This is a genomic window from Pseudomonas sp. S3E12 (assembly GCF_001702295.1).
Classification (GTDB): Bacteria; Pseudomonadota; Gammaproteobacteria; order Pseudomonadales; family Pseudomonadaceae; genus Aquipseudomonas; species Aquipseudomonas marginalis.
On record NZ_MBDT01000029.1, the window covers coordinates 72712 to 85746 of the forward strand.

A 13035-nucleotide genomic window follows, 5' to 3' on the forward strand; every position below is an offset into this window, starting at 1 on the left:
TGCTGTGGATAAGGTTCTGAACTTCAAACAAGGCCGTGTGCCGCTGCTGATCAGCATGCCCCACGCCGGCCTGCGCCTGACGCCTGCGGTGGAAGCCGGGTTGATCCCCGAAGCGCAAAGCCTGCCGGACACCGATTGGCACATCCCCACGCTGTATGACTTTGCGGATGAACTGGGCGCCAGCACCCTGTCGGCGGAGTACTCGCGGTTTGTCATTGACCTGAACCGGCCTTCGGACGACAAGCCGCTGTACGCCGGTGCCACCACCGGTCTGTACCCGGCGACCCTGTTCGATGGCGTGCCGTTGTTCCGCGAAGGGCTGGAGCCGAGCGAGACAGAGCGCGCCAGTTACCTGCAAAAGATCTGGGGCCCGTATCACCGCACGCTGCAAGAGGAACTGGCGCGGCTCAAGGCTGAGTTCGGTTATGCGCTGCTGTTCGATGCGCACTCGATCCGCTCGGTGATCCCGCACCTGTTCGAGGGCAAGCTGCCGGACTTCAACCTCGGCACCTTCAACGGCGCCGCCTGCGATCCGGAACTGGCGAGCCAGCTCGAGGCCATCTGTGCCACCCATCCTCAGTACACCCACGTCTTGAACGGGCGCTTCAAGGGCGGGCATATCACTCGCCATTACGGCAATCCTGCGCAGGATATCCATGCGGTGCAGCTGGAATTGTGCCAGAGCACGTATATGGAAGAGTTCGAGCCGTTCCGCTATCGCCCGGATCTGGCCGAGCCGACGCAAGTGGTGTTGAAGCAGCTGCTGGAAGGCTTGCTGGCGTGGGGGCGCAAGCGCTACGAGTGACGAACGGTCGCCCCTGTGCAACTCACAGTCGCCACAGGTCGTGTTGGGAGAGGTCTCGCTCGGTAAGGTTGTGGTTATGGCGCACCAGACGCCACTTCCCATAATAAAAGCTGCCGAGTGAGACCTCTTTCATGAAAAGACTGTTCAACCGTTACCTGTTGACCCTCACCGGCGCCGCACTCCTCAGTGCCCAAGCCATGGCCGCCGAACCGGCCTCCTGCAAAACCGTGCGCATGGGCGTGGTCAGTTGGACCGATGTGGTCGCCACCTCGGGCATGGCCGACGTGCTGCTCAACGGCCTGGGCTATGACAGCAAGCAGACCAGCGCCGTGCAGCAGATCATTTTTGCCGGTATCCGCGATAAACGCCTGGACGTGTTCCTCGGCTATTGGAAGCCGGCGATGGACAACAACATCGCGCCGTTTCTGGCCGCCAGGCAGGTCAAGGTCTTTGATAAACCCAGCCTCGCCGATGCCCAGGCCACCCTGGCCGTGCCGCAATACGTGGCTGACGCCGGGCTGAAGACCTTTGCCGACATCGCCCGTTTCAAGGACAAGCTGGGCGGCAAGATCTACGGCATCGAGCCCGGCAGCGGCGCCAATACCGATATCCAGAAAATGATCGACACCAACCACTTCGGCCTGGGCGGCTTCAAGCTGGTGGCTTCCGGTGAGGCTGGCATGTTGGCGGCGGTGCAGCGCGCGGTGAACCGCAAGGAGTTCGTGGTATTTGTCGGGTGGACCCCGCACCCCATGAACATCAATATGAAAATGGCCTATCTCACTGGCAGCGAAGACGTGTTCGGTCCTGACGAAGGGCGCGCCACGGTCTCCACCGTGACCGCGCCGGACTTTGCCGAACGCTGCCCCAACGCTAACCGATTGCTGGAAAACCTGACCTTCACCGCGGCCCAGGAAAGCCAGCTGATGGTGCCGATCATGGAGCGCCAGTCACCGCAGGACGTGGCCAGGCAATGGCTGCGCGACCACCCCGAGGATTTGCAGCGCTGGCTGGCAGGTGTTACCGCGTTTGATGGCGGGGATGGCGTGACGGCAGTGCAGGCGAGCCTTAAACCCTAAGCCAAATGCAGCCCCAACGGTGGGAGGGGGCTTGCCCCCGATAGCCATGGGTATCTACACACATCTTAAGGGTTGACGCATAACGCTGTGGTGAGCGGGCTTGCCCCGCGCTGGGCTGCGAAGCGGCCCCAATAAAAGCCCCGGGATTTTTCTGTTAGTACTCAGCGTGTGGGGTTTTAGGGCTGCTTCGCAGCCCAGCGCGGGGCAAGCCCGCTCACCACAAGGACTTCATTACCTCAGGTTATGCATTCACCGAAGATGTGTAGATACGACTGCCCCGATAGCGCCATGCCAGGCAATCTATCAAGTGATTGATCCATCGCAATCGGAAACCCCCGACCTTGAACCTGCCGCGCCAGAGATCATCGCGTATGTACCCGATATCCCCGCAACTCGCCGCCTTCGTCGCAAAAACCGAGTCCTTCACCTGCGCCGACTCTTCCCTGACGAGCCAGCGCCAAAGTTACCAGCACATGTGCCAGGCATTCACCCCGCCGAAACCGGAAGGCTTGCAGCTCACGGACTTCACCCTGGCCGGCGTGGACGTGCGCAGTTATCTGCCCCCCACACCGCCCCCCGCCGACGGCTGGCCATGTCTCCTCTATATACACGGCGGTGGCTGGGTGGTCGGCGGCCTGGATTCCCATGACTTCATCTGCTTCGAGCTGGCCAATGCCCTCCGGGTGCTGGTGATCGCCATTGACTACCGCCTGGCGCCCGAGCACCCATTCCCGGCCGCCTACGACGATTGCCGCGCAGTGTGGCAGGCGATCCAGAAAGGGCAGGCGCCACACGCTATCAATCGGCAACGCCTGGTGGTGGTCGGTGACAGCGCAGGCGGCAACCTGGCGGCGGCGTTGTGCCTGGGGTTGCGCGATGATGCCCAGCCTATGCCGCGGGCCCAGGTCCTTATTTACCCCGGGCTGGGCGGCCCGGCTGATTTGCCCTCGCGCCGTGACTGCATGGACGCACCGCTGCTCAGCACTGCCGACACCGATTACTACCTGGCGCTCTACCTGCGCGATTTGGCTAAACCATCGCCCTATGCCATGCCGCTGCTGGCCGATGATTTCAGTGGTTTGCCCAAGGCCTTGATCGCAGTAGCCCAATTCGACCCGCTGCGCGACGACGGCATGCTGTACGCCGAGCGCCTGCAACAGGCCGGTGTGCCTGCACTGTTGTATCCGGGCAAAGGCCTGGTCCACGGCTGTCTACGCGCAAAGGGCCAGGCCCCGGAGGTGGATCGGCTGTACGGTTACCTGTTGGATTACCTGAGGAGCGAACTACTGACGCAGCTCTAAGCGCTCAAGGACATGCTCATTGCACAATTCGGGTTTATAGTGCCAGACGGCAAAATAAAAGACGTCCCCCCAGGGATGAACCCGACCCCCTACGGAGCGCGCAATGCAGACTTGGTACCCGCAGATCAAACCCTACGCCCGGCACGATCTGGCAGTCGATGACACCCACACGCTGTACGTCGATGAAAGTGGCTCCCCCGAAGGCTTGCCTGTCGTATTCATCCACGGTGGCCCTGGCGCCGGTTGCGATGCCCAGAGCCGCTGCTATTTCGATCCCAACCTGTACCGCATCGTCACCTTCGACCAGCGTGGCTGCGGCCGTTCCACCCCGCGCGCGAGCCTGGAGAACAACACCACCTGGGACCTGGTCGCCGACCTCGAGCGCATCCGCGAACATCTTGGCATCGACAAATGGGTGCTGTTCGGCGGCTCCTGGGGCTCGACCCTGGCCCTGGCCTACGCGCAAACCCACCCCGAACGTGTGCATGGCCTGATCGTGCGCGGTATTTTCCTCGCCCGCCCCCAGGACATCGAATGGTTCTACCAGGCCGGTGCCAGCCGCCTGTTCCCGGACTACTGGCAGGACTACATCGCGCCGATTCCCGCCGATGAGCGTCACGACATGATCGCGGCCTACCACAAGCGCCTGACCGGCAACGACCAGATCGCCCAGATGCACGCCGCCAAGGCCTGGTCCGGCTGGGAAGGGCGCATGCTCGGCCTGTGCCCGAGCCCGCAGCACGTGGAGCGTTTTTCCGAGCCTCAGCGCGCGCTGTCCATCGCCCGTATCGAGTGCCACTACTTCACCAATAACTCCTTCCTGGAGCCCAACCAGCTGATTCGCGATATGCACAAGATCGCCCATCTGCCTGGCGTCATCATCCATGGCCGCTACGATATGATCTGCCCGCTGGATAACGCCTGGGAGCTGCATCAGGCCTGGCCGAACAGCGAACTGCAGGTCATCCGTGAAGCGGGCCATGCGGCGTCCGAGCCCGGGATTACCGATGCACTGGTGCGCGCGACCGGCGAAATGGCGCGGCGCCTGCTTGATCTGCCGCCAGAAGAAGCATGAAGGGCTTGCTGCAACGGGTGCGCGGCGCCCGGGTCGAAGTGGCGGGCGAAATTGTCGGGGCGATCGACCAGGGTTTGCTGGTGCTGGTGGCCGTCGAACCTTCAGATACGCCCGAGAGCGCCGACAAACTGCTGCACAAGCTGCTTAACTACCGGGTGTTCAGCGACGACGAGGGCAAGATGAACCTGTCGTTGAAGGATATCGAGGGGGGATTGCTGCTGGTGTCGCAGTTCACTTTGGCGGCGGATACCAAGAGCGGCCTGCGGCCGAGCTTTTCCACCGCTGCCCCGCCGGCCCTGGGAGCGGCGCTTTTTGATCACTTGCTGTTACAAGCGCAACAATTGCATGGCAAGGTGGCCTCGGGGCGTTTTGGCGCGGATATGCAGGTGCATTTGGTCAATGATGGCCCTGTGACCTTTCTCTTACAGACATGAATGTATTAAAAACGACTTTAATGCCTAAAAACGTAGGGTTTCGCTACAAATACTTCGTTGTCCCTGATGCGTTGTCTCGCGGGCTACTAGATAATCGCGCGCTACGGGGATCAGCGTTGTTTGGTCCATTTTTGACTTAGGTAGAGACTTGTCCGATAACCACTGGGGAATCATTTTGACCCAGGGGAGTCGGAACAATGCTCGCCAACCTGGCATATAGATAGCTGGCCGTTGGTTTTTTGATCTGTTTTCGGCGAGGGTTGCTCGTGATTGTTAGTCCCTGTAATGCACCAAAATTGTCTGCCAAACGGTTACGAAACGCACTGGTGACGGGCTCCGCCCTGTTTTGCCTGTTCGGCGCGGGTCAACTGTGGGCATTCAGTCTGGATGATGTGTCGGCCAAGGCAAAAGAGCTGGCCGGGCAGAAATACGAAGCTCCGCGCAGCAATCTGCCGAACGAATTTCGCGAAATGAAGTTCGCGGACTACCAGAAGATTCGTTTCCGCAATGAAAAAGCCGAATGGGCCGATCAGAACACCCCGTTCAAGTTGTCCTTCTATCACCAGGGTATGCATTTCGATACACCGGTGAAAATCAACGAAGTGACCGCCGACAGCGTCCAGGAAATCAAATACGACCCGACTCGCTTCGATTTCGGCGACGTGAAGTTTGATCCTAAAGCCACCGAACAGCTGGGTTACGCCGGTTTCCGTGTGCTGTACCCGATCAACAAGGGCGACAAGCAAGACGAAATCATGACCATGCTCGGCGCCAGCTATTTCCGCGTCGTCGGCAAGGACCAGGTCTATGGCCTGTCCGCCCGTGGCATGGCGATCGATACCGCGCTGCCGTCGGGTGAAGAGTTCCCGCGTTTCACCGAGTTCTGGATCGAACGTCCAAAACCGGGTGACAAGCACCTGGTGATCTTTGCCCTGCTGGATTCCCCACGTGCGACCGGCGCCTATCGCCTGATCCTGCGTCCGGGCACCGACACGGTTGTCGATGTGAAATCCCAGATGTTCCTGCGTGACAAGGTCAGCAAACTGGGCGTTGCCCCGTTGACCTCCATGTTCCTGTTCGGCGCCAACCAGCCGTCCAAGGTGCTCAACTACCGTCGCGAGCTGCATGACTCCAGCGGCCTGTCGATCCATGCCGGCAATGGCGAGTGGATCTGGCGCCCCCTGAACAACCCTAAACACCTGTCGGTCAGCAACTTCACCGTGGAGAACCCGCGTGGGTTCGGCCTGCTGCAACGCGGTCGAAACTTCAGCCACTACGAAGACCTCGACGATAACTACGACAAGCGCCCAAGCGCGTGGATCGAGCCTGAAGGCGACTGGGGCAAGGGTTCCGTCGACCTCGTGGAGATCCCGACTGCCGATGAAACCAACGACAACATCGTTGCGTTCTGGAGCCCGGCCGAGTTGCCGGAAGTCGGCAAGCCGCTGGAAGTGGCCTACCGCCTGCACTGGACCCTCGATGATGCCGCGTTCCATTCGCCGGACAGTGCCTGGGTCAAGCAGACCCTGCGCTCCACCGGTGATGTGAAGCAATCCAACCTGATCCGTCAGCCGGATGGCAGCGTGGCATACCTGGTGGACTTCGAGGGCCCGTCCCTGAAGAAACTGCTGCCGGACGCCCCGGTGCGCAGCCAGGTGAGCGTGAGTGACAACGCCGAGCTGGTAGAAAACAGCGTGCGCTACAACGAACACACCAAAGGCTGGCGCCTGACCCTGCGTATGAAGATCAAGGACGCAGGCAAGCCGACCGAGATGCGTGCAGCCCTGGTCCAGGACATCACGCCGCCTGAGCCTGAGCATGTTTCGACCCAGGTGCTGAAGGCCGACAAGGTCCTGGCCAAGCAGCACGAGAAACAGGCCAAGAAAGACGCGAAAGACAAGGAAGCCAAGCAGCCAGAAGCTGCCCCAGCCACACCGGAGCCGATCAAGACCGAGCAAGTCCTGACCGAAACCTGGAGCTATCAGTTGCCTGCCGATGAGTAATTCTCAAGTCCAGCCAGAGACTCTCTCCGAGTACCTGGCGCATCTTCCGATGACCGCTGAGCAGCGCGCCGAGTTGGCGGGCTGCACATCCTTCACCGAGTTGCACGAGCGCTTGTCGTCCAAGGCGTTCGATGCACCCGTCGACGCCGCCCAGGCGTCGGTGGGTCGCCGCTTGACCCTCAGCACGGCCGAAGAGCTGCAAGACGCCGAAATGCTCGGGCTCGACGCCAGTGGGCGCGTGTGCCTCAAGGCCACGCCGCCGATCCGCCGTACCCGCGTGGTGCCTGAACCGTGGCGCACCAATATCCTGGTGCGCGGCTGGCGGCGGATCACCGGCCGCAGCAACCCGCCGGCCCCGCCGAAGGATGAGCGCGTATTGCCTGCAGCCCGCTGGCGTACCGTGGGTTCGATTCGTCGTTACATCCTGCTGGTGCTGATGCTCGGCCAGACCATCGTGGCCGGCTGGTATATGAAGGGCATCATGCCGTACCAGGGCTGGTCGCTGGTCGACTTCGACGAGATCCGCAACCAGACCCTGCTGCAAACCGCCACCCAGGTGCTGCCTTACGCCCTGCAGACCAGCATCCTGATCATGTTCGGGATCCTGTTCTGCTGGGTCTCGGCCGGTTTCTGGACTGCATTGATGGGCTTCCTCGAACTGCTCACCGGCCACGATAAATACCGGATTTCCGGTAAAAGTGCCGGCGACGAGCCGATCCCGAAAGACGCGCGCACCGCGCTGGTCATGCCGATCTGCAACGAAGACGTGCCGCGGGTATTCGCCGGTTTGCGCGCGACGTTCGAATCGGTGGCCGCCACCGGTGACCTCGATCGTTTCGACTTCTTCGTGCTCAGCGACAGTAACGAGGCCGACATCTGCATCGCCGAGCAGCAAGCCTGGCTCGACGTTTGCCGTGAGGCGGGTGGCTTCGGCAAGATCTTCTATCGCCGCCGTCGCCGTCGCGTGAAGCGTAAAAGCGGCAACCTCGACGACTTCTGCCGTCGTTGGGGCGGCGACTACAAGTACATGGTGGTTCTCGATGCCGACTCCGTGATGAGCGGCGAATGCCTGACCAGCCTGGTGCGCCTGATGGAAGCCACGCCGGATGCCGGGATTATCCAGACCGCGCCCCGTGCGTCGGGCATGGACACCCTGTATGCGCGCATGCAGCAATTCGCCACCCGGGTGTACGGCCCGCTGTTCACCGCCGGCCTGCACTTCTGGCAGTTGGGTGAATCCCACTACTGGGGTCACAACGCGATCATCCGCATGAAGCCGTTTATCGAGCACTGCGCCCTGGCGCCATTGCCGGGTAAAGGTGCATTCGCAGGTTCCATCCTGTCCCACGACTTCGTTGAAGCAGCGCTGATGCGCCGTGCCGGCTGGGGCGTGTGGATTGCCTACGACCTGCCGGGCAGCTACGAAGAACTGCCGCCGAACCTGCTGGATGAACTCAAGCGTGACCGTCGCTGGTGCCACGGCAACCTGATGAACTTCCGCCTGTTCCTGGTCAAGGGCATGCACCCGGTGCACCGCGCGGTGTTCCTGACCGGCGTGATGTCCTACCTGTCGGCACCGTTGTGGTTCCTGTTCCTGGTGCTGTCGACGGCCTTGCTGGCGGTCAACACCCTGATGGAGCCGCAGTACTTCATGGCGCCACGCCAGTTGTACCCGCTGTGGCCGCAATGGCACCCGGACAAGGCGGTGGCGCTGTTCTCCACCACTATCGTGCTGCTGTTCCTGCCGAAATTGCTGAGCATCATCCTGATCTGGGCCAAGGGCGCGAAAGAGTTCGGTGGCAAGTTCAAGGTAACCATGTCCATGCTGCTGGAGATGCTGTTCTCCATGCTGCTGGCGCCGGTGCGGATGATTTTCCATACCCGTTTCGTGCTCGCCGCGTTCCTCGGCTGGGCCGCGACCTGGAACTCGCCGCAGCGTGACGACGACTCCACCCCGTGGGGCGAAGCGATCAAGCGTCACGGCACGCAGACCCTGCTTGGCTTCTTCTGGGCCCTGCTGGTGGTGTGGTTGAACCCGAGCTTCCTGTGGTGGCTGGTGCCGATCGTGGGTTCGTTGATGCTGTCGATCCCGGTATCGGTGATCTCCAGCCGGGTCAACCTCGGCCTGAAGTCTCGGGATGAGAGCCTGTTCCTGATCCCTGAGGAATACAATCCGCCGCAAGCGTTGCTGTCCACCGACAAGTACACCCACGAAAACCGTTGGCACGCGCTGAAAGACGGCTTCGTACGCTCGGTGGTCGACCCGCAGCAGAACGCCCTGGCCTGTGCCCTTGCGACCTCGCGTCACGGTCAGGCCGAGCCGATCGAGTACCTGCGTACCGAACGTGTGCGCCATGCGTTGAAAGTCGGCCCTGCCGGCCTCAACAACGGCGAACGCCTGGCGTTGCTCAGCGACCCGGTAGCCCTGGCCCGCTTGCATGAGCAGATCTGGAGCGAAGGGCATGCCGAGTGGCTCGCTGCCTGGCGTAATTCGATCAAGGCCGACCCGCACGCGCCGTTACTGCCGCTGCAACCGCTGTCGTCCCAGGCCCAACCGGCCTGATTCAGGCGCCCCCGAGGGTTCACTTCGGGGGCGTTCGAAGCGCTGGTCCTACAGCGTTTCTCTATCGCCCTAACTCCTTGTTATTTCGAAACAAAAGTCCCTTGTCCGAGGCATATTTGCGTGCCCGCGAGTGGGGTAGGATCGCCCCCCAAATTCGGCTCGATCACAGGGGGATTCATGATCAAAAGGTATTGTTCGGCATTGCTGATCGGCGTTATCACATTGATTCACAGTGGTCTGGTGCAGGCCGGTGCCATCGACGATGCGGTTCGGCGTGGTGTGTTGAAAGTGGGTACTACGCCCACCTATGTCCCCTTTGAAATGACCGATAAAGAGGGTCGTATCGTGGGCTTTGAAATCGACCTGCTCAAGGTGATGAGCCAGGCCCTGGGTGTTGAACTTGAATTGGTCAGCGTGCCCTATACCGAGTTGCTGCCTGGGCTGCAGGCGAAAAAGTTCGACCTGATCGGCAGCGGCATGACCGTCACCCAGGAGCGCAACCTGAAGCTGAATTTCAGCGACTCCTTTATCGTGGTGGGGCAAACCGTATTGCTGCACCCCAGCCTGAGGGGCAAGGTCACCAGTGTCGAAGACCTGGACGACGCCACTTACCGCGTCACCACCGTCCAGGGCACCACTGGCGAGGCGGCGGCGCAACGTTTCCTGGGGGCGGCGCGCTTGAGCAGTTTTGCAACGCCCCGGGAGGCTGTGCGCCAAGTGGTGAACGGCGCCGCCGATGCCTTTATTTATGATGCGCCCTACAACCTGATCGCCCTGAGCTTGCGGGAAAACCGCGAGCTGCTGGCGCTTGAACAGCCATTCACCTTTGAACCCTTGGCGTTTGGTGTGAAAAAAGGCGATTTTGACAGCCTCAACTGGATCAACCATTTCCTCAATCAAGTCGCCCAGGACGGGACCTACGATCGCTTGCACGACAAGTGGTTCAAGGACATGGACTGGCTGGTAGAGGTCGACTGGAAGTCATAACTTCTTACACATCAATCCGTTGCCAGCGCTGCCAACGCAAGCGTCTATCCCAGCAGTTGGCTGCGTTGTTGTGGGACTTTTCCGACATACGCGGATAACAAATACCCGTGAAACCTTTGTGACAGGCAATGAGTGGGTTAGGATCGCACCCCGAATTGGTGCAGCCCTTTTGCGCGCCGACCGTATAAGAATCGTTCAGGGGACTTGATGATGAAAAAGTATCTTTCGATGCTGCTGCTCGGCGTCGCCGCGCTGGTTGCGGCCAATGCCGCCCAGGCCGGTGCCATCGATGATGCGGTCAAGCGCGGCACGCTGAAAGTCGGCATGGACCCGACCTACATGCCGTTCGAAATGACTGACAAACGGGGCGAAATCATTGGGTTCGAGGTCGATATCCTCAAGGCCATGGCCAAGTCCATGGGCGTCAAGCTCGAGCTGGTGTCTACCGGCTATGACGGCATCATCCCGGCGTTCCTCACCGGCAAGTTCGACATGATCGGCAGCGGCATGACCCTGACCCAGGAACGCAACCTGCGCCTGAACTTCAGCGAGCCCTTCATCGTGGTTGGCCAGACCCTGCTGATCCGCAAGGACCTGGAAGGCACCATCAAGTCCTACAAAGACCTGAACGACGAGAAGTACCGCCTGACCTCCAAGCTCGGCACCACCGGTGAGATGGTCGCCAAGAAGCTGATCTCCAAGGCCAAGTACCACGGCTATGACAACGAGCAGGAAGGTGTGCTGGACGTGGTCAACGGCAAGGCCGATGCCTTCGTGTATGACGCGCCGTACAACGTGGTCGCCGAGAAAAAAGTCGGTAACGGCAAGTTGGTGTTCCTCGAAGAACCCTTCACCTTTGAACCGCTGGCGTTCGGCCTGAAGAAGGGTGACTACGACAGCATCAACTTCATCAACAACTTCCTGCACCAGATCAAGAACGACGGCACCTACGATCGCATCCATGACAAGTGGTTCAAGAGCTCCGAGTGGCTCAAGGACATGGAATAAAGCGGGACTGTTTTCTGGTGTGAGAGGGCTTGCTGTGGGGAGCCCGCTCGCCACCTCAGGTGTGCGGGCCTCGATTTTTTGGATGCTGAGTAGATGAAACAGAAAAAAGCCCAATGGCCCTGGCACCTGCTGACCGTGGTCGTGCTGGTCGGCCTGGCCGGCGCCTTGTATTACGCCACCTCGCTGATGTCCTACGAATGGCGCTGGAACCGGGTCCCGCAATACTTCGCCTACCAGGCCGAAGAGTCCCAGCGCGCTGCGGACATCTCCACTGTCGTGGAGCTGGTCCGCAAGGGCGATGTGGCCGAAGTCACCCTGCGCAACGATACCGGCGTCGAACAGCGCGTGAGCGTGGCCGACAACAGCCTGCAAGTGGCGCGCGGCGACGATGTGGCCGAGGGCGATGTCATCGGGGTTAACCGCCATTGGGCGTTGGGCCCCTTGATGTGGGGCCTGTGGACCACGTTGTGGCTGTCGGTGGTGTCCGGGATCCTCGGCCTGGCGATTGGCCTGGCCACGGGGTTGTGCCGACTCTCCACTAATCCGACCCTGCGCGACCTGTCGACGATCTACGTCGAGCTGGTGCGGGGCACGCCGCTGTTGGTGCAGATCTTCATTTTCTACTTCTTTATCGGCACGGTGCTCAACCTGTCCCGGGAATTCGCCGGGATCGCCGCCCTGTCGCTGTTCACCGGCGCCTATGTGGCGGAAATCGTCCGCGCGGGCGTGCAGTCCATCACCCGTGGTCAGAACGAAGCCGCGCGCTCCCTGGGCCTGAGTGCCAGCCAGTCGATGCGCCATGTGGTGCTGCCGCAGGCCTTCAAGCGCGTGTTGCCGCCGCTGGCCGGGCAATTTATCAGCCTGGTAAAAGACACCTCGCTGGTCTCGGTGATCGCGATTACCGAGCTGCTCAAAAGCGGTCGCGAAGTGATCACCACCTCGTTCTCGCCGTTTGAAATCCTGTTCTGTGTCGCAGGGCTGTACCTGCTGATCAACCTGCCGCTGTCGAAAATGGCCAGCCGGCTTGAGCGGAGGCTCGCCCAAAGTGATTGAAGTCCGCGATCTGGTAAAAGTCTTCGATACCCGCGGGCACGTGGTGCGCGCGGTGGACCATGTGACCACCCAGGTGGCCAAGGGCGAAGTGTTGGTGGTGATCGGCCCGTCCGGCTCCGGCAAGTCCACGTTCCTGCGTTGCCTCAATGGCCTGGAAGAATTCGATTCCGGCTCGGTGAGCATCGATGGCCTGCAACTGGCCGACCCGAAAACCGATGTGAATGCCTATCGCCGTGAAGTCGGCATGGTGTTCCAGCACTTCAACCTGTTCCCCCACATGACCGTGCTGGAAAACCTGTGCCTGGCGCAAAAAGTCGTGCGCAAGCGCGGTAAGAAAGAGCGAGAAGCCAAGGCCCTGGCGCTGCTGGAAAAGGTCGGCATTGCGCAGAAAGCCAACGAGTTCCCGTCGCGGCTTTCCGGCGGCCAGCAACAGCGGGTGGCGATTGCCCGGGCGTTGGCGATGGAGCCCAAGGTGATGCTGTTCGACGAGCCCACCTCGGCCCTCGACCCGGAAATGGTCGGCGAGGTGCTGGACGTGATGAAGACCCTGGCCCTGGAGGGCATGACCATGGTCTGCGTCACTCACGAAATGGGTTTTGCCCGTGAAGTGGCGGATCGGGTGCTGTTCTTCGATCATGGCAAGTTGCTGGAAGATGCGGCCCCGGCCGAGTTCTTCGCGGCGCCCAAAGACCCGCGCGCCCAGGCGTTCCTGCGCCAGGTGCTATAG

General features: G+C 61.0%; 11 protein-coding genes. All 11 read left to right on the top strand.

All coding sequences use genetic code 11. From position 1 onward, the window contains the following. Positions 1-4 precede the first annotated feature (4 nt). Positions 5-805: an N-formylglutamate deformylase gene (gene hutG / locus BB029_RS21960; RefSeq protein WP_065940758.1), complete on the top strand. Its 801-nt coding sequence runs from the start codon at positions 5-7 to the stop codon at positions 803-805. A 131-nt stretch (positions 806-936) separates the two neighbouring features. Beyond that, a complete protein-coding gene (locus BB029_RS21965; protein ID WP_065940759.1) occupies positions 937-1884 on the top strand; it encodes a choline ABC transporter substrate-binding protein in 948 nt (315 codons plus the stop codon). Positions 1885-2255: 371 nt separating this feature from the next. Further along, on the top strand, positions 2256-3185 hold the full coding sequence (locus BB029_RS21970; RefSeq protein WP_065940760.1) for an alpha/beta hydrolase: 930 nt from the start codon (positions 2256-2258) through the stop codon (positions 3183-3185). Positions 3186-3288: 103 nt separating this feature from the next. Beyond that, entirely contained in the window at positions 3289-4260 is a 972-nt protein-coding gene (gene pip, locus BB029_RS21975) for a prolyl aminopeptidase (protein WP_027605045.1), read from the top strand. Next, positions 4257-4694 (top strand): D-aminoacyl-tRNA deacylase, encoded by a 438-nt coding sequence (gene dtd / locus BB029_RS21980; RefSeq protein WP_065940761.1) that lies wholly within the window; start codon positions 4257-4259, stop codon positions 4692-4694. The genes pip and dtd overlap by 4 nt, the downstream gene beginning before the upstream one ends. A gap of 323 nt (positions 4695-5017) precedes the next feature. Then, the gene (locus BB029_RS21985) at positions 5018-6697 is read left to right on the top strand and encodes a glucan biosynthesis protein G (RefSeq protein ID WP_222935589.1); all 1680 of its coding nucleotides are present in this window, start codon (positions 5018-5020) and stop codon (positions 6695-6697) included. Further along, entirely contained in the window at positions 6690-9260 is a 2571-nt protein-coding gene (gene mdoH, locus BB029_RS21990; RefSeq protein WP_065940762.1) for a glucans biosynthesis glucosyltransferase MdoH, read from the top strand. Before BB029_RS21985 ends, mdoH begins: the two co-directional genes overlap by 8 nt. 177 nt (positions 9261-9437) lie before the next feature. Beyond that, positions 9438-10247 (top strand): transporter substrate-binding domain-containing protein, encoded by an 810-nt coding sequence (locus BB029_RS21995; RefSeq protein WP_065940763.1) that lies wholly within the window; start codon positions 9438-9440, stop codon positions 10245-10247. A 210-nt stretch (positions 10248-10457) separates the two neighbouring features. Continuing rightward, the gene (locus BB029_RS22000) at positions 10458-11255 is read left to right on the top strand and encodes a transporter substrate-binding domain-containing protein (RefSeq protein WP_065940764.1); all 798 of its coding nucleotides are present in this window, start codon (positions 10458-10460) and stop codon (positions 11253-11255) included. Positions 11256-11348: 93 nt separating this feature from the next. Next, on the top strand, positions 11349-12308 hold the full coding sequence (locus BB029_RS22005) for an amino acid ABC transporter permease (protein ID WP_065940765.1): 960 nt from the start codon (positions 11349-11351) through the stop codon (positions 12306-12308). After that, the gene (locus tag BB029_RS22010; protein WP_027605038.1) at positions 12301-13035 is read left to right on the top strand and encodes an amino acid ABC transporter ATP-binding protein; all 735 of its coding nucleotides are present in this window, start codon (positions 12301-12303) and stop codon (positions 13033-13035) included. Before BB029_RS22005 ends, BB029_RS22010 begins: the two co-directional genes overlap by 8 nt.